Below are 23,484 nucleotides of genomic sequence, written 5' to 3' on the forward strand. Positions count from 1 at the left end.
GAAATAGTGGATGACCTGCATGTATCTGCCATGGCCGCGAGCGGATCGGGCAGCGTTTCCTCGCGTCGTGAGGGGCAATCGGCGATTACCCGTTCCAGCGCAGGACAGGTGTCCAGTTAAATCACGGGCGGTGGCCCTAGGCTCGGGCTGGTGAGCATCGGCGGCATCGTCCTCGTCGGGTTGGTCATCGCGATTGGGCTGGTCGGCGTGATCGTGCCGTTGTTACCGGGCACCCTGCTGGTCTTCGCCGCCATCGCGGTGTGGGCCGTCGTCGAACACAGCCTGGTGTCCTGGGTCGTGCTCGGGGTGGTCACCGCGGTGCTCGGGGCGAGCTTGCTGATCAAGTACCTGTGGCCGGCCCGGCGGATGCGCGCGGGTGAGGTCGGCACATGGACGCTGGCCGCGGGTGGGGTGCTCGGTGTCATCGGCTTCTTCGTAGTGCCGGTGATCGGGCTGCTGCTCGGCTTCGTGCTCGGTGTGTACCTCGCCGAGCTGGCGGCCCGGCACGACCAGCGGCGCGCCTGGGCGGCGACGGTTCTCGCACTGAAGGCCGCCGCGCTGTCAGTCGGCGTGGAGTTGGCCGGCGGCCTGACCGCCACCGTGGTGTGGGTGGCGGGCCTGCTGCTAACCCAGTAGCTCTTTGCGCGTGCGGGCGACGTCCTCCTCGGACACCCCGGCGGTGCGCAGGAATCCGTCGAGGTCACCGTAGTTCTCGGCGATCACACGGTGCGCGGTGGCCAAGTAGCCCTCCCGCACGCCGAGCACGCCGTTGGTCAGGCGCGCCTCGGCGAACGTGGCGATCTCCGGTGTCTCGCCGGCCCGGCTGACGATCGACTCCATGATCCGCTCCCGCAGCGACTCGACTGCGTCGTTGCTGCGCAGAAAGTCGGTGAGCACCTCGTCGCGCGGCACCCCGATGGACTCCAACACGACCGCGACGGTGAAGCCGGTGCGGTCCTTGCCCGCGAAGCAGTGGGTGATGACCGGGCGGCCTGCACTCAGCAACGAAAAAACCTGCCGCACAGCGCGTTGCGCACCGGCCAGCACGGGGAACTTCTCGTACTCGCCGGTCATGAAACGCTCGGCGGCGTCTTCGACGTCCTCGTCGTCGACCTTCTCGGTCATCATCTTCTGCCAGCTGGTCTCGTGCGGTGCGTCGGCCGTCGTGTTCGACAGGTCCGGGAACGGGAGCAGGTGGATGGCGACGCCGTCGGGCACCGCTCCCTGGCCGCGACGCTCGAGCTCCTGCGGCGACCGTAGGTCGGCGACGTCGGTGATGCCCAGGCGGCGGAAGGCATCCCGGCCGTCGTCGTCGAGCCGGCTGAGCTCACTGGACCGGAAGAACTTCCCCGGGCGGATCCCTGTGGTGTCGGCGACGTCGCGGAAGTTCCATGCCCCCGACAGGTGAGTGTGGCTCACGCGCCGGTCACCGCCGTCGCGAAAGCGCTCTGCTCCGCACCGATTTCGGCCCGGGCGATGCTGCGCATGTGAACCTCATCGGGTCCGTCGAAGATTCGCATGGCCCGCTGCCAGCCGTACATGCGCGCCAGCGGGAAGTCGTCGCTGACCCCGCCACCGCCGTGCACCTGGATGGCGCGGTCGATGACGTTGCACGCCATCTGCGGCGCGACGGCCTTGATCTGGGCGACCAGGTTGCGGGCCTCTTTGTTACCGTGCTGGTCGATCGTCCACGCGGCCTTCTGACAGAGCAGGCGAGCCTGATCGATCTCGTTGCGGGACAACGCAATCTGCTGCTGCACCACACCCTGCTCGGCCAGCGGCTTGCCGAACGCGATGCGGGTGCGGGCACGGTGGGTCATCAGCGCCAACGCCCGCTCGGCCACCCCGATCGCGCGCATGCAGTGATGGATACGGCCCGGCCCCAGCCGGGCCTGGGCGATCGCGAACCCCATGCCCTCCTCGGCCAGCAGGTTCGACGCAGGCACCCGCACGTTGTCGTAGATCACCTCGGCATGGCCGTGCTGGTCCTGCCAGCCGAACACCGACGTCGACCGCAGGATCTTCACTCCCGGAGTGTCGGTGGGCACCAGGATCATCGACTGCTGCTGATGCGAGGCGGCGTCGGGGTTGGTGCGCCCCATCACGATCAGGATCTTGCAGCGCGGGTCGTTGGCGCCCGACGTCCACCACTTGCGCCCGTTGATGATGTAGTCGTTGCCGTCGCGGACGATCGCGGTCTGGATGTTGCGGGCGTCGCTGGATGCGACCGCGGGCTCCGTCATCGAGAAGGCGCTGCGGATCTCGCCCGCCAGCAGCGGTTCCAGCCACTGCTTGCGCTGTTCCTCGGTGGCGAACAGGTGCAAGGTCTCCATGTTGCCGGTGTCGGGTGCCGCGCAGTTGATCGCCTCGGGAGCGATCTCGGTGCTCCAGCCGGTCAGCTCGGCCAGCGGCGCGTATTCCAGGTTGGTCAGCCCCGACTCGGCCGGCAGGAACAGGTTCCACAGCCCCTGCTTGCGGGCCAGCACCTTCAGGTCCTCGACCACCGGCGGCACGGTGAAGTCGCCGGGGCCGGCGGCCTCGCGGTACTCGTCGTAGGACTTCTCGGCCGGGAAGACATGTTCGACCATGAACTCGGTGAGGCGTTTGTGGTAGTCAGCACCCTTGGCAGACATGGCGAAATCCATGACCGCCACGATATGACACCCGTCTAAACACCGACGAGGCCCTCCCTTATGACCATAGGGAGGGCCTCGTAGGCATGTGGAGTAAGAGGGTCAGCGGTCAATAAGCCTCCGGGGGTAGATGGACGGTTGAGGGTGAGCGGTCATGTGATCTCCTCGGGTCGGGTGGTCGGCTAGAGGCTGATCGGAATCAGGCTGGCGGGGGAGGCCGACAGGCTCAGGGCCATCGTGTCGGTCGCGGCGGGGGTGTCGACGATCAAGGTGCCGGCCAGGACGCCGACCGCGAGCGTGGGGCCCGCCAGGGCGGTGGTGAAGCGGCGAGTGAATGTGCGGTCCATGTCCGTCTCCTTGCTTCTGCGGCCGATTTCTTTCGGCGATGAATCGACTATCGCGCGCACACCGTGACCTGTCTGTCCGCTGATAGGACCCCGCAGGGGATGAAGTGTTTGTCCCCCGATCGGCGGACCCCTGTGGAAAGCTCCTGGCATGCCCGATAACCGAAAGGTGCGCGTCGTCGTCGGCGACGACCACCCGCTGTTCCGCGACGGTCTGGTTCGGGCCCTGTCCGGCAGCGGTGAGGTCGAGGTGGTCGCCGAAGCCGAGGACGGTTCGTCGGCGCTGGCGGCGATCAAGGAGCACGCCCCCGACGTCGCGTTGCTGGACTACCGGATGCCCGGGATGGACGGCGCCGAGGTGGCCGCCGCCGTGCGTCGCGACGAGTTGTCGACCCGGGTGCTGCTGGTCTCCGCGCATGACGACGCCGAGATCGTCTATCACGCACTGCAGCAGGGCGCGGCCGGCTATCTGCCGAAGGACTCCAGCCGGTCCGAGATCGTCAACGCGGTGCTGGACTGCGCTAAAGGCCGTGACGTGTTGGCGCCCCGATTGGCATCCGGGCTGGCCGTCGAAATCCGCCGTCGCGCAGAACCTTCCGGCCCGGCGCTGAGTTCACGGGAACGCGAGGTGCTCGGCATGATCGCGGGCGGACGCAGCATCCCGGCGATCGCCGAGGCGCTCTTCCTGGCGCCGTCGACGGTCAAGACCCACGTGCAGCGGCTGTACGAGAAGCTGGGTGTCGGCGACCGGGCCGCAGCGGTCGCCGAGGCGATGCGGCGGGGACTGCTTGAGTAACCTGCCGGCCCCGCTGAGCCGCGCGGCCGATTTCCTGGGCACCGAGCCGGTCCGCGTCGCGGCCGTCCTGCGGCTGCCGCTGATCGTTCTGATCGGGCTACTGGTGTGGATCGAGGGCGTCGACCATTGGCTGCCGGAGGTCTACTGGTCGGTGCTGATCGTCTATACGGCCACCGCCGCGATCTGGCTGACGGTCGTGCTACGCAGGCCGCTGCGGTGGTGGTTCGGCTGGGCGTCGACCGCCATCGACGTGGTGGCTGTGCTGGCCATGTGTGTGGCTTCCGGCGGCGCGACGAGCTGGCTGCTGCCGATCTTCTTCCTGATCCCGATCACCGTCGCCTTCCTGGACCGCCCGGAGATCACCGCGCTGATCGGCGCCAGCACGGCGGTCGGCTACCTGATCGCCTGGATCGTCTACTCCAAGCGTGACGACACCATGGGCCTGCCCAACGTCGTCTACGTCCAGGTGGGCTGCCTGGCCTGGCTGGCACTGGCCACCACCGCGCTGTGCCTGGTGCTGGCCCGCCGGCGTGCCCGGGTGCGGGCACTGCTCGAGGTGCGGCGCCGGCTGGTCTCGGAGTCGATGCAGGCCGACGAGCGCCACAATCGGCAGCTGTCCGAACAACTGCACGACGGACCGCTGCAGAACCTGCTGGCCGCCCGTCTGGATCTGGAGGACCTGCGCGACCAACCCTCCGCGGAGGGATTCGAGCGGGTCGACGCCGCCCTGCAGGACGCCGTCACCATGTTGCGCAGTGCCGTCTCGACGCTGCATCCCCAGGTGCTGGCTCAGGTCGGCCTCGGCGCGGCACTGCGAGAGCTGGTCGGCCAGTACGAGCGGCGCTGGAACGTCACCATCGACTGTGCGGTCGCCGAAGTCGGCAAGCCGGCCTCACAAGCCCTGCTCTACCGCGCCGCGCGCGAGCTGTTGGCCAACGCGCACAAGCACTCTCGGGCCACCCGGCTTCGCGTCGAGCTCGACGATCCGGATGGTGTGTTGGTCCTGCGAGTGATCGACAACGGGGTGGGCTTTGATCCCGCTGTGCTCAACGAGAAGGTGGCCGAGGGCCACATCGGGCTGTCCTCACTGGTGGTCGGTGTGGAAGCGATGGGCGGGTCGGTGCGGCTGATCGGCACGGACGGCGGCGGCACCACCGCTGTCGTGACGGTTCCAGAAAGCGCTGATTCCACGTAGTGGAGGGGCGTCGAGGGGCTCAAAGCGCTTCAGCGCCAGGCTCTTTAATCCGGCGACTTCAGCCGCACGGTCTCCAGCGCCGCCAGCGCGTCGTCGGGAATCGGTACCGGACCGTCGTCGCCGAGGAGCACCAGCACGGTGTCGCAGACGCCGACACAGGTGTTCTCGACGAACAGCCCGGTCGATGCCACGAACGAGGTGCGCCCGATCCGGCCGACCCCGGCGCCGGTCGCGATGGTCCCCGGCCAGTGCACCTCGGCGAGGAAGTGCACGGCGTTCTGCGAGGTGACCAGGCGCAGCCGGCGGGTGGTCACGTCGTAGATGTCGGGAAACAGGCTGCGGTTCATGGTTGCCCGCGCGTTCTCGTGCAGCGCTTCGAGTGCCAGGTTGTTGAGGTGGGCGTTGGAGTCCATATCGCCGTAGCGCGCTCCGATGGCGTCGATGACGGGGTAGGTGTCCAGCTTCAGCCGCATCTCGTGCGGACGCGCCGCCGTCGTTGTCCAGTCGCTCACAAGGCGGGAAGCTTATCGGCCGCGTGCCGCCAGCTGACGAGCGCCGCCGCGGCGACCATGATCACGGCCGCGCCGAGCGTCGGCTCGGGCAGCAGTGCAGCACCCACCATCGCCACGGTGAGGACCACCACGCCGACGCTCTGGGTGACGTCGCGGCGCCCCGCGTCGAGCACCAGCCAGGTCGCCAGGAGGAATACCGCCAGCGGAACGGTCAGCGTCAGGCCGGCCGCCGTGTGCGGCAGGTGGCCTTCGCCGAGATGCTCGGCGACGACGACCTCGAGGCCGGCCGAGAACGCGGCGGCCGAGGCGAAGATGAAGTAGTGCAGGTAGCCCCAGAAGAATGAGCGTCGCACCGTCGTCGTCTGATGGTGCTGCGGGCGATCGAAATAGATCCACCACATCGACGCCACAATCGCCAATGAGCAGGCGGCTACCGCTATCAGGCCCAGTCGGGCGTCGTCGTTCGACAACCCGCCGATGATCGAATTGGCCGCTGCCAGAATCGATTCCCCGAGAACGATCAGGGTGAACAAGCCGTACCGCTCGGCGATGTGATGGTGGTGGTAGGCCGTCGCCCGGTGTCGCTCGGCGATCGGCGAGACGGACAGGTCCACGACCGCCAGTGCCGGGAACAACCACACCGGGCCGTCGAGGAAGTACCAGGACACCCACAGCACCTGCACGACGACGATGCCGACCGCGTATCGCACGCTCGTGCCGCGATACTCGTGATCGCTGACCGCCGCGCGGATCCACTGGGCGGCGGTGGCCACCCGCATGATCACGTAACCCGCGACGATGGCCCCGAAGTCGTTAGCCAGCATCGCGCTCTGCGCCCCGGCGGCGATCACCAGGGCCCCGGCCATCTGGACGAACGCGGTCAGCCGGTAGAGCCAGTCGTCGGTGTCGTATGCGCTGGCGAACCAGGTGAAGTTGATCCAGGCGTTGAAGATCGCGAAGAACACCATCGCGTAGGACGCCAACCCGGCGGCGAAATGCTGCTCCTCCCAGAGGTGGTGCAGCGCACCGGAAGTCTGGGAGACGGCGACCACGAAAACAAGGTCGAAGAGAAGCTCCAGGGAGCTTGCCGCGCGGTGCGGTTCATCGGGGTCGCGGGCGAGCATCGCCCGCAGGCCGGCCGGCAAAGGGGTGGTTCAGGCGGGGTTAAACCGGCGGGTAGGCGGGCGGTGGGTACACGCCGCGCAGCGCCCAGGGCAGCCAGCTGAAGAAGTACTCGACCTCGTCGCTCGCGTCGTAGTCCGGATTCGGATCCATCCCTCGCACCTCCCAGCGTCACCCCGACAAACCCGGAGTCTAGTCCGCGGGCCCCTGCCGCGACACCGGTCATTAAACTATCCAACTAGTTGATTGAGAGCCGACGCTGTCGGCGTACACAAGCGAGGACATCATGCCAGCCGAGAACGGGATGACCCGGCGCGAAGAGCTGCTGGCCGTCGCCACGAAGCTCTTCGCCGCGCGGGGCTATCACGGCACCAGGATGGATGACGTCGCTGATGTCGTCGGTCTGAACAAGGCCACGGTCTATCACTACTACGCCAGCAAGTCGCTGATCCTGTTCGACATCTATCGCCGGGCGGCGGAGAACACCCTGGAGGCCGTGCACGACGACCCGTCCTGGACCGCCCGCGAGGCGCTCTACCAGTACACCGTCCGGCTGCTGACGAACATCGCCGAGAACCCCGAGGGCGCGGCGGTGTACTTCCAGGAGGCGCCCTACATCACCGAGTGGTTCACCGACGAGCAGGTCGCCGAGGTCCGGGAGAAGGAAACCCAGGTCTACGAGCACGTGCACGGACTGATCGGCCGGGGCATCGCCAGCGGCGAGTTCTTCGAGTGCGACACCCACGTGGTGGCCCTGGGCTACATCGGTATGACGCTGGGCGCCTACCGCTGGCTGCGCCCGGACGGTCGGCGCACCGCCAAGGAGATCGCCGCCGAGTTCAGTACCGCGTTGCTACGTGGCCTGATTCGCGAAGACAGCGTGCGGGTGGAGTCCCCGCTGGGACCGGAGACGAGCACCGAGAAGGCCAACGTCTGACCATCGTTAGACTCGGCCGATGCCGCTCGTCAGTAAGACCGTCGAGGTCAACGCCGATGCCGACACGATCCTGCGGATAGTCGCCGACTTCGAGGCCTATCCGGATTGGAATCCCGAGGCCAAGGCCGTCTATGTGCTGGCGCGCTATGACGACGGCCGGCCCAGTCAGCTGCGGCTCGACATGGAGATCCAGGGACAGTCGGGCACCTTCATCCAGGCGGTGTACTACCCCGGCGAGGGCCAGATCCAGACCGTGCTGCAGCAGGGCGAGGTGTTCACCAAACAGGACCAGCTGTTCTCGGTGGTCGCGATGGGGCCCTCGAGCCTGCTGACGGTGGACCTGGACGTCGAGGTGTCACTGCCGGTGCCGGCCGTGATGGTCAAGAAGCTGATCAATGACGTGCTCGAGCACCTGGCCAACAATCTGAAGGCCCGCGCCGAGCAGCTCAGCGCCACCAGCTGACGGGATTTCCTCCGCGAGCAGACACAAACTCGCACGAATTTGGTGGAAATTGCGGGAGTTTGTGTCTGCTCGCGGTCAACGCGCGTGGCGCCACATACCGTTGCGCTCCAGCTGGTCCATCAGCCGGTCCACGCCGTCGCTGAACTCCGCGGCGGACAGCTCGATGAGAGTGGGCTTGTCGCGCCGTCGCAGCGCCTCGATCAGCCGGCGATGGGTGTCGACCGCTGCTTCGCCCCAGGACGGGTCGGTGACGTAGATCTGCGGCGGCATGTATCGCGCGGCGTGAAGTAGGAACCACGCCAGCTTGATCCGGCCCGCGCCGCGATTGAGCAGCCGGTGAAAGGCGAACTCGGCAGCACCGACGGTGGCCGGATCGCCCTCGGACACCGCCGCCGCCAACGCGTCGTTGGCGCGTTCGAGCTCATCGATCTGCTCGTCGGTCAGGCGATCGGCTGCGCTGCTCACGAGCTCCCTGGCGATGGTGGCCTGCAGCCAGTAGATGTCGGCGACGTCCTGACGGCTCAGGGGCTGCACCACGTAGCCGCGCCGCGGCTCGAGAGCCACCATGCCCTCGCCGCGCAGGGTCAGCAGAGCCTCCCGCACCGGGGTTATGCTGACCCCGAGCCGGGCGGCCGTCTCATCGAGCCGGATGAACGTCCCGGGCCTCAATACCCCGGTCATGATCGCTTCGCGAAGGTGCCCCGCGACCTCGTCAGACAGCTGGGCGCGACGGCTTCCCCGGCGGTTGCCAACCCGTGCGGAAGCCGGTGCGTTCACGTGACCTCCGAGGACTTGTGTGGCGAGCGCTGACGCAATAGTGTGACCCAAGCAACAACAGATTTGATCAAATATAACGATTTCTGCGTTCTCCAGCCACCGGGTTCACGCATCCTTTACGACATAGGAACTGTCGACTATCGGAACTGTTGAGAGGCAACGAAGACCAGTGACCAGTCAGCTGACCGCGACGACCGAGCAGCCATATCTGGCGCGCCGCCAGAACTGGACGAATCAGTTGGCGCGGCATGCGCTCATGCAGCCCGACGCCACCGCGTTGCGGTTCATGGGCCGGACGACGACGTGGGCACAGTTCGACCACCGGGTGACCAAGCTCGCCGATGCGTTGAGCCGCCGGGGCGTGAAGTTCGGCGACCGGGTGATGATCCTGATGCTGAACCGGCCCGAGTTCATCGAGGCGACGCTGGCCGCCAATAAACTCGGGGCGATCGCGGTGCCGGTGAACTTCCGGCTGACGCCGCCGGAGCTGGCATTCCTGGTCCAGGATTGCGAGGCTGCGGTGCTGGTCACCGAGACGGTGCTGGCCGACGTCGCCAAGGCCGTGCGCGATCTCGCGTCCGCGCTGTCCACGGTGATCGTCGCCGGCGGTGCAACCGACGACGGGGTGCTCGGCTACGAGGACCTGATCGTCGAGGAGGGTGAATCGCACCAGCCGGTGGACATCCCCAACGACAGCCCGGCGCTGATCATGTACACCTCGGGCACGACCGGTCGGCCCAAGGGCGCGGTGTTGACCCATACCAACCTGGCCGGTCAGGCGATGACCGGGATGTACACCACCGGCCCCGACATCAACTCCGACGTCGGGTTCATCGGGGTTCCGCTGTTCCACATCGCCGGCATCGGCAACACCCTTGGTGGCCTGATGCTCGGCACCCCGACGGTCATCCACCCGCTCGGCGGATTCGACCCGGGCCAGTTGCTCGACGTGCTCGAGGCGGAGAAGGTCACCGGCATCTTCCTGGTGCCCGCGCAGTGGCAGGCCGTCTGCGCGGCGCAGAAGGCCAAGCCGCGCGACATCCGGCTGCGGGCGCTGTCGTGGGGTGCCGCCCCGGCGTCGGACACGCTGCTGCGCGAGATGTCGGAGACGTTCCCGGACAGCAAGATCCTCGCGGCGTTCGGCCAGACCGAGATGTCTCCGGTGACGTGCATGCTCCTCGGCGACGACGCGATCCGTAAGCGCGGGTCGGTCGGCAAGGTCATCCCGACCGTCGCGGCTCGCGTTGTTGATGAGGACATGAACGACGTCCCGGTCGGTGAGGTTGGCGAAATCGTCTATCGCGCACCAACTCTCATGGCCGGCTACTGGAACAACCCGCAAGCCACCGCCGAGGCCTTCGCCGGCGGCTGGTTCCATTCCGGCGATCTGGTGCGGGCGGATTCCGACGGCTACATCTGGGTGGTCGACCGGAAGAAGGACATGATCATCTCCGGTGGGGAGAACATCTACTGCGCCGAGGTCGAGAACGTGCTGGCCGCGCACCCGACGATCGTCGAGGTGGCGGTCATCGGTCGCGCCCACCCGAAGTGGGGCGAGGTGCCGGTGGCGGTCGCCGCGATTTCCGCGGCCGAGCTCCGGCTGGAAGAGCTCGACGACTTCCTGACCGAACGTTTGGCCCGCTACAAGCACCCCAAGGGGCTCGAGATCGTCGACGCGCTGCCGCGCAACCCCGCCGGGAAGGTGCTCAAGACCGAATTGCGGATTCGTTTCGGCGGCAGCGCCGGAACCGACTCCGTGGATGAAACCGGTTCTGATGCAGCGGATCCCGGCTGACGGCCGAAAGTCTTACGGATGCGACAAAATTCGAGTAGTGGGGATGGAGGGTCAATAGTGCAGATGCGGTGCACGGCCCGTCAGGCATCGGGTACATTCCTGTGGTCCGTCTTACTACTCACTAGTAGGGAGACGACACTCACTCACTGCGGGTCGGGGCAAGGAGGGTATGTGCCAGTCGGACTGCCGTTGAGCGACGACCGACGTGGTCCCGTCACGTGGGTGACCCGGTGACGACCGCGACCACCGGCGTCGGCGCTTACCTCCAGGACAAGGCCCGCCCGGCTCTCACCGCCATCGGCGGCTTCTTCCGCATGTGCGTGCTCACCGCCAAGGCGACGACCAAATGGCCTTTCGAGTGGCGCGAGTTCATCCTTCAGGGCTGGTTCCAGTTCCGGGTGACCTTCCTGCCCACGATCGCGGTGGCGGTCCCCAACACCATCTTGATCATCTTCACGATCAACATCCTGCTGGTGGAGTTCGGCGCGGCTGACGTCTCCGGGGCCGGTGCCGCACTGGCGGCGGTGACCCAGCTCGGTCCGATCGTGACGGTGCTCGTCGTCGCCGGCGCCGGGTCGACGGCCATCTGTGCCGACCTCGGCGCGCGCACCATCCGCGAGGAGATCGACGCTCTCGAGGTTCTCGGTATCGATCCGATCCACCGACTGGTCCTGCCCCGCGTGGTCGCGGCGACGTTCGTCGCCGTCCTGCTCAACGGCGCGGTGATCACGGTCGGCCTGGTCGGCGGCTTCATCTTCGGTGTCTACATGCAGAACATCTCCGCAGGCGCCTACGTCTCCACCCTCACGTTGATCACCGGCCTGCCGGAGGTCGTCATCTCGATCGTCAAAGCGCTGACCTTCGGACTCATCGCCGGCCTGGTCGGCTGCTACCGCGGCCTGACGGTGTCCGGCGGCGCCAAGGGCCTCGGCACGGCGGTGAACGAAACGCTGGTGCTGTCCGTGGTCGCATTGTTCGCCGTCAACGTCGTCCTGACGACGATCGGCGTCAAGTTCGGAACGGGGCACTGACATGAGTACTGCAGCAGTCCTTCGCTCCCGGTATCCCCGCGCGTATTCCAGCGCCACGAAGTGGGCCGGGGCCCCCAGCCGGTTCGTCGACCGGGTCGGCGACGTGGCCTGGTTCACCGTCACCGCCGTCGGCCAGATCCCGCACGCGCTGCGGTACTACCGCCGCGCCACCCTGCGGTTGATCGCTGAGATCGGGATGGGCACCGGCGCAATGGCGGTCATCGGCGGCACCATCGCGATCGTCGGTTTCGTGACGCTGTCCGGCGGCTCGCTGATCGCGATTCAGGGCTACGCCTCGCTGGGCAACATCGGTGTCGAGGCTTTCACCGGCTTCGTCGCGGCGCTGGTGAACGTCCGCGTCGTCGCGCCCCTGGTCTCCGGGCACGCATTGGCCGCGACGGTCGGTGCCGGTGCCACCGCCGAGCTGGGCGCCATGCGCATCGCCGAGGAGATCGACGCACTCGAGGTGATGGGCATCAAGTCCATCAGCTACCTGGTGTCGACGCGGATCCTCGCCGGCATGGTCGTGATCATTCCGCTGTACGCGATGGCGCTGCTGCTGTCGTTCCTGGCGGCGCAGCTGACCACGACGGTGTTCTACGGCCAGTCAACGGGTACCTACGACCACTACTTCCGGACGTTCCTGCGACCCGACGACGTGTTCTGGTCGTTCGTCGTGGCGATCATCATCGCGATGTTCGTGATGATCAACCACTGCTACTTCGGCTACAACGCCAGCGGCGGTCCGGTCGGTGTGGGCGAGGCTGTCGGCATCTCGATGCGCGCATCGCTGGTCGCCGTCGCGACCGTGGTTCTCCTTGCCTCGTTGGCGCTTTACGGCACCAACCCGAACTTCAACCTCACGGTGTAGCGGATGACGACGCCGCTCAACTCATCCCGGCGCCCGCCTCTCAAGTTGGCGGGTGTGGTGTTTCTGTTGCTGGCCATCGTGCTGGCCACACTGGTCTACCTCCAGTTCCGCGGCGACCTCACGCGCAAGACCACACTCACGATGGTCTCCGATCGCGCCGGCCTGGTGATGGACCCGGGCTCGAAGGTCACCTACAACGGGGTCGAGATCGGCCGTGTCACCAAGGTTTCCGCGGTGGACCGCGGCGGTAAGACGGCGGCCGAGCTGACGCTTGAGGTTGTGCCGCACTACATCTCGCTGATTCCGGCCAACGTCGACGCCCAGATCAAGGCCAGCACCGTCTTCGGCAACAAGTACGTGTCGTTCACCAGTCCGAAGGATCCGGTCAAGACTCGGATTTCCAGCAATGACGTCATCAAGACAACCGGGGTCACCACCGAGTTCAACACTCTGTTCGAGACCGTGATCTCGATCTCGGAGAAGGTCGATCCGGTCAAACTGAACATGACACTGAGCGCGGCCGCGGAAGCGCTGAGCGGCCTGGGCACCAAGTTCGGTCAGTCGATCGTGAAAGGTAACGCGGTCCTCGACGACGTCAATCCGCAGATGCCGCAGATCCGCTCGGACATCCGGCAGCTGTCGATTCTGGCCGACGTCTACGTCAAGGCCAGCCCGGAGTTCTGGGACTTCCTCGATCACGCGGTCACCACCGCGCGCACGCTGAACGAGCAGCAGAAGGACTTGGACGCCGCGCTGCTGGCCTCCACCGGGTTCGCCAACACCGGCGCGGACATCTTCGAGCGCGGCGGTCCGTACTTCGTGCGTGGCCAGGCTGACCTGGTGCCGACCGCGCAACTGCTCGACACCTACAGCCCCCAGCTCTACTGCCAGATCAAGGGTGAAGCAGAAGCCCTCCCATCCGCGCTCGACGCGTTCGGCGGCAACGGATACTCGCTGAACACCGTCACCGAGTTCCTCGGCGCGCCGAACCCGTACGTCTATCCGGACAACCTGCCCAGAGTCAACGGGCACGGCGGACCCGGCGGTGCGCCGGGTTGCTGGCAGAAGGTCGATCGCAACTTCTGGCCGGCACCGCACATGGTGGTCGACGACGGTGCCTCCATCGCCCCGTACAACCACTTCGAGCTCGGCCAGCCCCTCCTCACCGAGTACGTGTGGGGTCGCCAAGTCGGGGAGAACACGATCAACCCATGAGAATCACTGGCACAGCAGTCAAACTCGCGGCATTCTCGTTCGTGCTGCTGCTCTTCACGGCGATCATCATCATCGTGTTCGGGCAGTTCCGCTTCGACCGAACCACCGCGTACACAGCCGAATTCAGCAATGCGAGCGGTTTGCGTGACGGCCAGTTCGTCCGCGCCGGCGGTGTCGAGGTCGGCAAGGTGTCCGACATCAAGCTCATCGGCAACGGCGACCGGGTGCAGGTGACGCTCAACGTCGACCGCACGTTGCCGCTGTATCAGTCGACCACCGCCCAGATCCGCTACCAGGATCTGATCGGCAACCGCTATGTCAATCTCGACCGCGGCACCGGTGAGGGCGCCGACCGGATCCTGCCCGCGGGCGGCTTCATTCCGATGTCGCGCACCCAGCCCGCGCTGGATCTCGACGCACTCATCGGCGGATTCAAGCCGCTGTTCAAGGCGCTGGATCCGCAGAAGGTCAACACCATCGCCTCCTCGTTGATCACCGTCTTCCAGGGGCAGGGCGGCACCATCAATGACATCCTGGATCAGACCGCTTCGCTGACCTCCGCGCTGGCCGATCGCGACCAGGCCATCGGTGAGGTGATCACCAACCTGAACACCGTGCTGGACACCACGGTCAAGCACGAGAAGGACTTCGACCAGACGGTCAACAACTTCGAGGTGCTCATCACCGGTCTGAAGAACCGCGCCGACCCGCTGGCCCAGTCCACCGCCGATATCAGCAATGCGACAGGGACGTTGGGAGATCTGCTGGCCGACGACCGCCCGCAGTTGCAGAACACCATCGCCAAGCTGGAGACCATTCAGCAGCCGCTGGCCGACCAGCAGGACCGCTTGGATGACCTGCTGACGAAGTTGCCTGCGGCCGTGAAGATGATCGGTCGCGCCGGTGGCATCTACGGCGACTTCTTCAACTTCTACCTGTGCGATATCAACCTGAAGCTCAACGGCCTGCAGCCGGGTGGCCCGGTACGCACCGTGAAGATCACTCAGCAGCCCACGGGTAGGTGCACGCCGCAATGAGGACGCTAGAGGGTTCCAACCGCATCAGGAACGGCCTGGCAGGCATCCTGATCGTCATCTTGGTGATCGGGGTGGGGCAGAGCTTCTCCGGCATTCCGCAGTTGTTCGCCCAGCCCGCCTACTACGGCCAGTTCACCGACAGCGCCGGCCTCAATCCCGGTGACAAGGTCCGCATCGCAGGTATGGATGTCGGAGAAGTGAAGTCGCTGAAGATCGACGGCGACAAGGTGCTGATCGGATTCAACTTGGGCGCCAGGCAGATTGGCACCGAGAGTCGGCTGGCCATCCGTACCGAGACGATCCTGGGCAAGCGTGTGCTGGAGATCGAGCCTCGCGGCGGCAAGATGCTGCAGGCGAGCGGTGTGCTGCCGGTAGGACAGACCACCACGCCGTATCAGATCTACGACGCGGTGTTCGACGTGACGAAGGCCGCCGCCGGGTGGGATATCGACACCGTCAAGCGATCGCTGAATGTGTTGTCCGAGACCGTCGACCAGACCTACCCGCACCTGAGCGCGGCGCTGGACGGGGTGGCCCGGTTCTCCGACACCATCGGCAAGCGCGACGAACAGTTCAAGCAACTGCTGGCCAACGCCAACAAGGTCGCCGCTGTGCTGGGCAATCGCAGTGAGCAGATCAACCGCCTGGCGGTGAATGCCCAGACGCTGCTGTCCGCGGTCAACGAGCGCCGGTCCGAGGTCGATGCGCTGCTGTCCAACATCTCGTTGATCTCCGAGCAGTTCACCGGCTTCGTCAATGACAACCCGAACCTCAATCACGTTCTGGATCAGCTGAAGACGATCAGCGACGTGCTCGTCAAGCACAAGACCGATCTGTCCGACGTGTTGATCACGGCCTCGAAGTTCATGGGTGCGCTGGCCGAGGCGATCGGCTCCGGTCCCTACTTCAAGGTGCTGGTGGTCAACCTGCTGCCGTACCAGATCCTGCAGCCATGGGTGGACGCCGCGTTCAAGAAGCGTGGCATCGACCCCGAGGAGTTCTGGCGTAACGCCGGTCTGCCGGCATTCCGGTTCCCGGATCCCAACGGCCAGCGTCAGCCCAACGGTGCACCGCCGCCGGCACCCATCCCGCTGGAAGGTACGCCGGACCATCCCGGTCCTGCGGTCGGCCCGGGCTCGCCCTGCTCGTACACCCCGCCCCCGGACGGCATCCCGACCACCGGCAACCCGCTGCCGTGCGCCGGGCTGACCAACCTGCCCTTCGGGCCGGTACCGGGTGGCTACCCGCCGGCGGACGTGCCGATCTCGGCGCCCAACCCGGACGCGGGCTACCGCCCGGGCGTCCCCAGCGCCGCCTACCCCGGTGAACTCTCGCCGGCGATCCAAGGTGCGCCCGCCGCGCCGCTGGCTCCCGGCCCGCCCGGGGCACGCACGGTGCCGGTCGCCCCGACACCGGGACCGGCCACCGACATCCCCGGATACGCCCCGCCGCCGAACGCACTGATCGGACCGATCCCGCCGCCGGGACCGGGACCGCAAGTGCCGCCGGTCGGTGACCTGGCACCCGTCGATCAGGGAGGGGGAGCGTAAGCGATGTCAACGGTCTTCAACATTCGTAACCTGGGTCTGCCCAAGATGTCTCGGACGTCGGTCGTCGTCGGCACCCTCGTGGTGGTGATCGCACTTGTCGTCGCGGTGGTCGGCTACAAGCTGTACGAGAAGCTGACCACCAACACGGCGGTGGCCTACTTCCCCGAAGCACTGGCGCTGTATCCCGGCGACCGCGTGCAGATCATGGGCGTGCGGGTCGGCGGTATCGACAAGATCGAACCTGCCGGCGACAAGATGAAGGTCACCTTCCACTACGACAACAAATACAAGGTGCCCGCCAACGCGACGGCGACGATCCTCAACCCGAGCCTGGTCGCCTCCCGCGTGATCCAGCTCGCGCCGGCCTACACCGGCGGTCCGGTGATGGCCGACAACGCCGTCATCCCGATCGATCGCACCCAGGTGCCGGTGGAATGGGACGATCTGCGCAACCAGATCTCCGACATCGTCACCAAGCTCGGCCCCACGCCCGAACAACCCAAGGGCCCGTTCGGTGATGTGCTGGAATCCTTCGCCAACGGGCTGGAGGGCAAGGGTCAGCAGATCAACACCACGTTCAAGGCGCTGTCCGACGCGGTGACCGCACTCAATGAGGGCCGCGGTGATTTCTTCGCCGTCCTCAAGAGCCTGGCGCTGTTCGTCAACGCGCTGCACAAGAGCGACCAACAACTCGTGGCGCTCAACAGCGACCTGGCCACGTTTACGAACTCGTTCAGCAACTCCGATCAGGAAGTGGCCAAGGCGGTCAAGGACATCGACAGCCTGCTGACCACCGCGCGCAAGTTCGTGAACGACAACGGCTCGCTGCTTAGCAAGGACATCAACAACCTCGCCGACGTCACCACCGCGATCCTGCAGCCGGAGTCGCGCAACGGCCTGGAGACGGTGTTGCACGTATACCCGACCCTGGCCGCCAACCTGCAGAACATCTACCACCCCACTCACGGTGCGCTGGTGGCCATTCCGACGATCGCGAGCTTCGCGAACCCGATGCAGTTCATCTGCAGCGCGATCCAGTCCGGCAGCCGGCTGGGCTACCAGGATTCGGCCGAGATGTGCGCGCAGTACCTGGCGCCGATCATGGATGCGATCAAGTTCAACTTCCCGCCGTTCGGCGTCAACCAGTTCTCGACCGCCGAGACGCTGCCGAAGTACGTGGCCTACTCCGAGGAACGGCTGCGGCCGCCGCCCGGATACAAGGACACGACGGTGCCGGGCATCTGGTCGCGGGACACGTTGTTCTCCCACGGCAACCACGAGCAGGGCTGGATCGTGGCCCCGGGCATGCAGGGGGTCGACGTCCAGGCATTCACCGCCAACATGCTGACGCCGGACTCGCTGGCGGCGTTGATGGGCGGGCCCGACCCGGTCGACTACCCGCCGGGTGGTCCGAGGGGTGGCGCGCCGTCGAACTCCTATGACCAACTGAATCCGCTGCCGCCGCCGTGGTATCCGGGAGCGATCCCGCCACCGCCGCCGGGGCCGAACGTGGTCCCGGGACCGTTGCCGGTCTCGCAGCAGATCTACGGCGGAGGTACCGCCCCGGGACCGGCCCCCGCCGGGCCGGCACCGGCCGCACCCGCGGGTCCGCCGCTGCCCGCTGAGATGGGGAGTGGACAGTGAGCACGTTCCTGAGCACCACCCGTCGGTTCGGCTGGCGTGGTTTCGTGTTGGTCCTGACCGCGATGATCCTGACGTCGTGCGGATGGCGCGGTATCGCCAATGTCCCCATGCCGGGCGGTCCCGGCACCGGCAAGGACACCATGACGATCTACGTCCAGATGCCGGATACGTTGGCGCTCAACGTCAACAGCCGGGTCCGCGTCGCCGACGTCTTCGTAGGTTCGGTACGTGCCATCGAGCTGAAGAACTGGATCCCGACGCTGACGCTCGCGCTGCAGCCCGGAGTCAAGCTGCCCGCCAACGCAATTGCGCGCATCGGGCAGACCAGCCTGCTGGGCACCCAGCACGTCGAGTTGGATCCGCCGCCGAATCCGTCGTCGGAGCCGCTGCGCAACGGCGCGACGATTCCGCTGAAGAACTCGCAGTCGTTCCCGACCACCGAGCGCACCCTGGCCAGCATCGCCACCGTGCTGCGCGGCGGCGGCATCTCGAATCTGGAGGTCATCCAGACCGAAGTCGCCAACATTCTGGACGGCAACGGCGAACAGATCCGCGACTTCCTCACCAAGCTGGACACGTTCACCGACCAGCTCAATCAGCAGCGTGAAGACTTGACCCGGGCGATCGACAAGACCAACGAACTGCTGTCGATCGTGGCCGCGCGCAACAACACCCTGGACCGGGTGCTGACCGAATTCCCGCCGCTGATCAAGTATTTCGCGGACGCCAGGGACCGGTTCACCGGTGCGGTCGAGGCGCTCGGCCGGTTCAGCAAGGTCACCGCCGACACCTTCTCGGAGGCGCGGGCCAACTTCGATACGAACCTCGAGCTGTTGCAGCGGCCGCTCAAGCAGCTCGGCCGGGCGGCGCCTTACCTGATCGACTCGCTGAAGCTGGTCATCACGGCTCCGTACCCGATCGACAACATCCCGAAGGTAATTCGTGGTGACTACATCAACACGTCGGCCACCTTCGACCTGACGCTGAGCTCGATCGACAACGCGTTCCTCACCGGTACCGGTGTGTCCGGAATGCTGCGTGCCCTCGAGCAGGCATGGGGTCGCGATCCGCAGACGATGATCCCGGATGTTCGGTTCACGCCTCACCCGAACATGACCGACGGGGGACCGTATGTCGAGCGCGGCGAGTGAGGGGTGACGGCTAGATGTTGACCCGTTTCATCAAGACGCAGCTCGTCATGTTCGGCGTGCTGACCGTGATCGCCCTGCTGGTGCTGGGCTGGTACTTCCTGCGGCTGCCGACGCTGGCCGGCATCGGGCAGTACGAGCTGAAGGCGAACCTGCCGTCCTCGGGCGGCCTGTACGCGACCGCCAACGTCACCTACCGGGGCATCACGATCGGGCGCGTCACGGATGTGGAGCCCACCGAGAACGGTGTCCGGGCGACGATGAGCATCAGTGACAAGTACAAAATCCCCGCTGATGCCACCGCCAATGTGCACTCGGTGTCCGCGGTGGGCGAGCAGTACCTGGATTTGGTGTCCGACGGCAACCCCGGGCAGTACTTCTCCCCTGGGCAGACGATCACCAAGTCGACGGTGCCGGAGGAGATCGGCCCGGCGCTCGATGCGGCCAACAAGGGTCTGGCGGCGCTGCCGGCCGACAAGATTCCGGTGCTGCTGAACGAAACCGCCCAGGCGGTCGGTGGTTTGGGGCCGGCGCTGCAGCGGCTGGTCGACGGCACGCAGGCGATCGTGACTGATTTCAAGACCAACATTGCCGACGTCAACGACATCATCCAGAATTCGGCGCCCATCATCGACAGCCAGGTCAACTCCTCGGATGCGATTCAGCGCTGGGCGGCCAACCTGGACACGATCACGACGCAGACCGCCGCGCAGGATCAGGCGCTACGCAATGGTCTGAGCCAGGCCGCTCCGACCGCCGATGCGGTCAACGCGGTGTTCAGCGATGTGCGGGAGGCGCTGCCGCAGACGCTGGCCAACCTGGAGATCGTGCTGGACATGCTCAAGCGCTATCACAAGGGTGTCGAGCAGTCGCTGGTGCTTCTCCCGCAGGGTGCGTCGGTGGCCCAGTCGGTGGCATCGCCCTATCCGGGTCAGGCCGCCCTGGACTTCGGCCTGACGATCAACCAGCCGCCGCCGTGTCTGACCGGCTTCCTGCCGGCCAGCCAGTGGCGTGCTCCGGCGGACTTGCGGCCGATGCCGGTGGAGAACAACCTCTACTGCAAGATTCCGAAGGACACCCCGGCCAACGTGGTCCGTGGTGCGCGTAACTTCCCCTGCGTCGACGTGCCCGGCAAGCGGGCCGCGACGCCGATGGAGTGCCGCAGCAACGAGCCCTACACCCCGCTGGGCAACAACCCCTGGTACGGCGACCCCAACCAGGTGCTGAACTGCCCGGCGCCGGGCGCTCGATGCGACCAGCCGGTCAACCCCGGTACCGTGATACCGGCACCGTCGATCAACAACGGGATGAACCCGTTACCGGCCGATCTGTTGCCAGGTCCGACGCCACCGACGAGTGACCCGCTCAGTCCACCCGGGACTGGCACCGTGCAGTGCAACGGCCAACAACCGAACCCCTGCACGTACACTCCGGCGGCACGTAATACGGCCGTCTATAGCCCGCAAAGCGGGGAATTGACTGGTCCTGACGGAGTGAAATACGACGTCAAGAACTCGAGCAGTACAGGAGACGACGGATGGAAGGAGATGCTGGCCCCGGCCGGCTGACCCCACCGCCTGCCGACGACGCCGAACGCAGTGAGGCGCAAAAGACGGCGAATCACACCCCGTCGGTCGACGACGCCGAACCTGGCGAGTCGAAGGAATCGGCGAATCTGGATGCGGTCGACGAGACCGAACCGGGCGACGGCGTTCCGGTGCGCGGGTCGCGGCTGAGCGCTCGCCGCCTTGGCGTGGTCGCGGCCGCTCTGCTGATCGCGAGCCTGCTCGTTGCCACCGGCGGGTTCTTCGCGCTGCGCTCACATGAGAAGAGCGTCGCCGTGGCCCGCAACGAGACCGTCGCGCTGGCGGCGGCCAAGGACTGCGTGACCGCCACCCAGGCGCCGGACGCCAACGCGATGGCCGCCAGCCAGCAGAAGATCGTCGAGTGCGCGACCGGCGACTTCGCCGCTCAGGCCGGCCTGTACAGCGGGCTGCTGGTCGACGCCTACCAGGCGGCCAAGGTGCAGGTCCAGGTCTCCAACATGCGCGCGGCCGTCGAACGCCACAACGACGACGGTTCGATGGACGTCCTGGTGGCGGTGCGGGTGAAGGTGTCCAACACCCAGGCCCAGGACCAGGAACAGGGCTACCGATTGCGGGTCAAGATGATGCCCGAGGGAGGCACGTACAAGATCGCCAACCTCGACCAGGTGAGCAAGTGACGGTGACGGTCCCCGAAGCGGACACCGGCGCCGAGGCCGAAGTCGAAGCCACCGAGGTCGCCCATCAGGCTGCCGCCGGGGTGCCGGCCAGCTGGGCGGCACGGGCCGGTGCATTCACCGTCGACGTGTTCTTCGGCGTCGGCGTGGTGATCACCTGCCTGCTGGTGGCGTGGACCGCGCCGCTGCGCGGATGGTTGTGGTGGGTCGCGGTCGCACTGGCGGGAGCGGTTTTCCTGGCGGTGGCCGTCAACCGGTTGCTGCTGCCGGTGATCACCGGGTGGACCCTGGGCCGCTCGCTGGCGGGGATCGCCGTTGTCGGCCGCGATGGCGCAGCGGTGGGTCCGTGGCGGCTGCTGGTCCGCGATCTGGCTCATCTGCTCGACACCCTCGCGGTGTTCCTCGGCTGGCTGTGGCCGTTGTGGGATTCACGCGGGCGGACCTTTGCCGACCTGCTCACCCGCACCGAAGTCCACCGCGTCGAAGGTGAGCTGCCCAACCGGCGCCGGCTGGCCGGCGCGCTGCTGGTGGGGCTCGCCGTGCTGGCCGCAGGCGCCACCGCCCTGGCCTACTTCGGGGTGTACCGGCCCGAACGTGCCGTCGAGCAGGCCCGCCAGCAGCTGGCGGTGGAGGGGCCAAAGATCGTCACCCAGATGCTGAGCTACGACGTCGCCTCGATCGACAGCGACTTCGCCCGCGCCCGTAATCTGGCCACCGACAGCTATCGGAAAAAGCTTGTGGCAGAGCAGGATTCGGTTCGCAAGAGCGGGCCCGTCGACAACGACTACTGGGTCACCAACAGCGCTGTGCTGACCAACACCCGGGATCGGGCGGAGATGCTGCTGCTCATGCAGGGGCAGCGTGGCGAGGCACCCAAGCAGCGGCTGATCACCGCCACCCTGCAGGTGAGCTTCGAGCGGTCCGCCAGCGGCCAGTGGCAGGTGTCCAACCTCTCGGTGCTGGCCAAGCCCAACCCTGCGGGGGAGCCGAAGTGAGTCCCCGCCGCAAGGTCGAAGCCGACGACAAGGACCTGTTCCGGTTGCCCGAGCAGCAGCCGCGCCGCTGGGTGCTGCCGTTGACCGCCGCACTCGCGGCCGTGTTGATCATCGCCGCGATCACGGCCAGCGCGCTGCTTCTGGTCAAACGCGAAACCCAGCGACACGACGCCGTCCGGGATGTGGCGGTGCTGAGCTTCGTTCGCGGATTCGTCACCCACTACACGTCCATCGACCCGTTCCACGCCAACGACTACGCCGACAAGGTGCTGGCCCAGGGCACCGGGCAGTTCGCAAAGCTGTACCAGGACAAGATGAATGAGGTCGTCATCCAGGTGGCGCGCGCCGAGCCGACGACGGGGACCGTGCAGGCCGTCGGCATCGAGCGCTGGAACCGCGACGGCAGCGCCGACGTGGTCGTGGCCGCCACGACGAAGACCAGAATGCCCGACGGCAAGACCATCGAAAGCGGTAGCCGCTGGGTGGTCACCGCGACCCAAGAAGGAGGTGCAGGAGGTCCGTGGAAGATCAGCAACCTGCTGCAGGTGATCTGACCGACGCCGCACCCGAGGAGGCCGCGGCGCCAACCGAAACCGCCTCCGAAGCCGGGTCCCCGTCCGAAGAGGTGGCCGCCGCCGGTGCACCGAAGCGACGGAACTGGTTGCGCCGCAACAAGACTGCGCTCGCAGTCGGGACGACGGCGGCCCTGTTCGTCGCGGCAGGCGGTTTTGCCGGTGCCACCGTGCAGCCGTACCTGGTGGACCAGGCAACCGTGGACACCAAACTCGTGATCGCCCGCACCGCCGCCGAGGCGATCACGACGCTGTGGACCTACACCCCCGAGGACATGGACAAGCTGCCGGACCGGTCGGCGAAGTACCTGTCCGGGGACTTCGAAGACCAGTACCGCAAGTACGTCGACGCGATCGTGCCGACCAACAAGCAGGCCAAGGTCACCAACAGCACCGAGGTCGTCGGCGCGGCGGTCGAGTCGCTGAGCGGTTCGGACGCCACCGCGATCGTCTACACCAACACCACGTCCAAGAGCCCCCTGACCAAGGACATTCCCGCGACGAAGTACCTGTCGTACCGCGTGCAGCTGACCCGCGACGGGTCGCACTGGCTGGTCACCAAGATGACGACGGTGACGTCGCTGGACCTCACGCCCAAGCTGTAATTCATTGGCGATACTTGGCCC

25 protein-coding genes are annotated in these 23,484 nt (G+C 66.5%); 18 read left to right on the forward strand and 7 right to left on the reverse strand.

The annotated features are described in order from the left end of the window. The first annotated feature begins 150 nt into the window (after positions 1–150). A complete protein-coding gene (locus AB431_RS01375; protein ID WP_047328437.1) occupies positions 151–636 on the forward strand; it encodes a DUF456 domain-containing protein in 486 nt (161 codons plus the stop codon). On the opposite strand, the gene AB431_RS01380 is transcribed toward AB431_RS01375, so the two are convergent. From AB431_RS01380 to AB431_RS30700, 3 genes are all read right to left on the reverse strand, one after another. Further along, positions 625–1,419 (reverse strand): tyrosine-protein phosphatase, encoded by a 795-nt coding sequence (locus tag AB431_RS01380; protein WP_047328438.1) that lies wholly within the window; start codon positions 1,417–1,419, stop codon positions 625–627. The genes AB431_RS01375 and AB431_RS01380 overlap by 12 nt on opposite strands. Beyond that, complete coding sequence (locus AB431_RS01385; protein WP_144418410.1) at positions 1,416–2,633, reverse strand: acyl-CoA dehydrogenase family protein; 1,218 nt, start codon at positions 2,631–2,633, stop codon at positions 1,416–1,418. Before AB431_RS01385 ends, AB431_RS01380 begins: the two co-directional genes overlap by 4 nt. 182 nt (positions 2,634–2,815) lie before the next feature. Beyond that, complete coding sequence (locus tag AB431_RS30700) at positions 2,816–2,980, reverse strand: hypothetical protein (RefSeq protein ID WP_158423496.1); 165 nt, start codon at positions 2,978–2,980, stop codon at positions 2,816–2,818. Positions 2,981–3,128: 148 nt separating this feature from the next. On the opposite strand from AB431_RS30700, the gene AB431_RS01390 reads away from it, so the two are divergent. Together AB431_RS01390 and AB431_RS01395 are read left to right on the forward strand one after the other, a co-directional pair. Beyond that, positions 3,129–3,773 carry a response regulator transcription factor gene (locus tag AB431_RS01390; protein WP_047328439.1) on the forward strand — a complete coding sequence of 215 codons (645 nt, stop codon included), beginning with the start codon at positions 3,129–3,131 and terminating at the stop codon, positions 3,771–3,773. Next, positions 3,766–4,968: a sensor histidine kinase gene (locus AB431_RS01395; RefSeq protein WP_082135510.1), complete on the forward strand. Its 1,203-nt coding sequence runs from the start codon at positions 3,766–3,768 to the stop codon at positions 4,966–4,968. The genes AB431_RS01390 and AB431_RS01395 overlap by 8 nt, the downstream gene beginning before the upstream one ends. A 44-nt stretch (positions 4,969–5,012) precedes the next feature. Here the strand turns inward: AB431_RS01395 and AB431_RS01400 are convergent, their stop codons facing one another. The 3 genes from AB431_RS01400 to AB431_RS30270 are packed head-to-tail and all read right to left on the reverse strand — an operon-like array spanning position 5,013 to position 6,755. Beyond that, a complete protein-coding gene (locus AB431_RS01400; protein WP_235435798.1) occupies positions 5,013–5,480 on the reverse strand; it encodes a thioesterase family protein in 468 nt (155 codons plus the stop codon). Beyond that, the gene (locus AB431_RS01405) at positions 5,477–6,625 is read right to left on the reverse strand and encodes a low temperature requirement protein A (protein ID WP_162489406.1); all 1,149 of its coding nucleotides are present in this window, start codon (positions 6,623–6,625) and stop codon (positions 5,477–5,479) included. Before AB431_RS01405 ends, AB431_RS01400 begins: the two co-directional genes overlap by 4 nt. A gap of 19 nt (positions 6,626–6,644) precedes the next feature. After that, positions 6,645–6,755: a hypothetical protein gene (locus tag AB431_RS30270; protein ID WP_005142555.1), complete on the reverse strand. Its 111-nt coding sequence runs from the start codon at positions 6,753–6,755 to the stop codon at positions 6,645–6,647. Positions 6,756–6,888: 133 nt separating this feature from the next. Here AB431_RS30270 and AB431_RS01410 point away from each other — a divergent pair, with 133 nt between their 5' ends. Next, positions 6,889–7,539, forward strand: a complete 651-nt coding sequence (locus AB431_RS01410; RefSeq protein ID WP_047328441.1) for a TetR/AcrR family transcriptional regulator — start codon at positions 6,889–6,891, stop codon at positions 7,537–7,539. Positions 7,540–7,558: 19 nt separating this feature from the next. Next, entirely contained in the window at positions 7,559–8,002 is a 444-nt protein-coding gene (locus AB431_RS01415; RefSeq protein ID WP_047328442.1) for an SRPBCC family protein, read from the forward strand. Positions 8,003–8,077: 75 nt separating this feature from the next. On the opposite strand, the gene AB431_RS01420 is transcribed toward AB431_RS01415, so the two are convergent. Then, the gene (locus tag AB431_RS01420) at positions 8,078–8,779 is read right to left on the reverse strand and encodes a GntR family transcriptional regulator (protein WP_047328443.1); all 702 of its coding nucleotides are present in this window, start codon (positions 8,777–8,779) and stop codon (positions 8,078–8,080) included. Positions 8,780–8,948: 169 nt separating this feature from the next. On the opposite strand from AB431_RS01420, the gene fadD5 reads away from it, so the two are divergent. From fadD5 to AB431_RS01485, 13 genes are all read left to right on the forward strand, one after another. Continuing rightward, a complete protein-coding gene (gene fadD5, locus AB431_RS01425) occupies positions 8,949–10,574 on the forward strand; it encodes a fatty-acid--CoA ligase FadD5 (RefSeq protein WP_047328444.1) in 1,626 nt (541 codons plus the stop codon). A gap of 230 nt (positions 10,575–10,804) precedes the next feature. Next, positions 10,805–11,605: an ABC transporter permease gene (locus AB431_RS01430; protein WP_047332959.1), complete on the forward strand. Its 801-nt coding sequence runs from the start codon at positions 10,805–10,807 to the stop codon at positions 11,603–11,605. Position 11,606: 1 nt separating this feature from the next. Further along, entirely contained in the window at positions 11,607–12,476 is an 870-nt protein-coding gene (locus tag AB431_RS01435; RefSeq protein ID WP_047328445.1) for an ABC transporter permease, read from the forward strand. Between the two features lie 3 nt (positions 12,477–12,479). Next, positions 12,480–13,691 (forward strand): MCE family protein, encoded by a 1,212-nt coding sequence (locus AB431_RS01440; RefSeq protein ID WP_047328446.1) that lies wholly within the window; start codon positions 12,480–12,482, stop codon positions 13,689–13,691. Next, positions 13,688–14,728 (forward strand): virulence factor Mce family protein, encoded by a 1,041-nt coding sequence (locus AB431_RS01445; RefSeq protein WP_047328447.1) that lies wholly within the window; start codon positions 13,688–13,690, stop codon positions 14,726–14,728. Before AB431_RS01440 ends, AB431_RS01445 begins: the two co-directional genes overlap by 4 nt. Next, the gene (locus tag AB431_RS01450) at positions 14,725–16,278 is read left to right on the forward strand and encodes a virulence factor Mce family protein (RefSeq protein WP_047328448.1); all 1,554 of its coding nucleotides are present in this window, start codon (positions 14,725–14,727) and stop codon (positions 16,276–16,278) included. Before AB431_RS01445 ends, AB431_RS01450 begins: the two co-directional genes overlap by 4 nt. A gap of 3 nt (positions 16,279–16,281) precedes the next feature. Continuing rightward, complete coding sequence (locus AB431_RS01455; protein WP_047328449.1) at positions 16,282–17,922, forward strand: virulence factor Mce family protein; 1,641 nt, start codon at positions 16,282–16,284, stop codon at positions 17,920–17,922. 8 nt (positions 17,923–17,930) lie between these two features. Continuing rightward, positions 17,931–19,073 (forward strand): virulence factor Mce family protein, encoded by a 1,143-nt coding sequence (locus AB431_RS01460; protein ID WP_255353557.1) that lies wholly within the window; start codon positions 17,931–17,933, stop codon positions 19,071–19,073. Positions 19,074–19,087: 14 nt separating this feature from the next. Continuing rightward, the gene (locus tag AB431_RS01465) at positions 19,088–20,638 is read left to right on the forward strand and encodes a virulence factor Mce family protein (protein ID WP_047328450.1); all 1,551 of its coding nucleotides are present in this window, start codon (positions 19,088–19,090) and stop codon (positions 20,636–20,638) included. Then, a complete protein-coding gene (locus AB431_RS01470) occupies positions 20,608–21,294 on the forward strand; it encodes a hypothetical protein (RefSeq protein ID WP_047328451.1) in 687 nt (228 codons plus the stop codon). Before AB431_RS01465 ends, AB431_RS01470 begins: the two co-directional genes overlap by 31 nt. Then, on the forward strand, positions 21,291–22,286 hold the full coding sequence (locus tag AB431_RS01475; protein ID WP_052960146.1) for an RDD family protein: 996 nt from the start codon (positions 21,291–21,293) through the stop codon (positions 22,284–22,286). The genes AB431_RS01470 and AB431_RS01475 overlap by 4 nt, the downstream gene beginning before the upstream one ends. Beyond that, complete coding sequence (locus tag AB431_RS01480) at positions 22,283–22,840, forward strand: mammalian cell entry protein (protein ID WP_047332962.1); 558 nt, start codon at positions 22,283–22,285, stop codon at positions 22,838–22,840. Before AB431_RS01475 ends, AB431_RS01480 begins: the two co-directional genes overlap by 4 nt. Beyond that, positions 22,807–23,463: a hypothetical protein gene (locus AB431_RS01485; RefSeq protein WP_047328452.1), complete on the forward strand. Its 657-nt coding sequence runs from the start codon at positions 22,807–22,809 to the stop codon at positions 23,461–23,463. The genes AB431_RS01480 and AB431_RS01485 overlap by 34 nt, the downstream gene beginning before the upstream one ends. Positions 23,464–23,484 lie beyond the last annotated feature (21 nt).

Source organism: Mycobacterium sp. EPa45, assembly GCF_001021385.1.
Lineage (GTDB): Bacteria > Actinomycetota > Actinomycetes > Mycobacteriales > Mycobacteriaceae > Mycobacterium.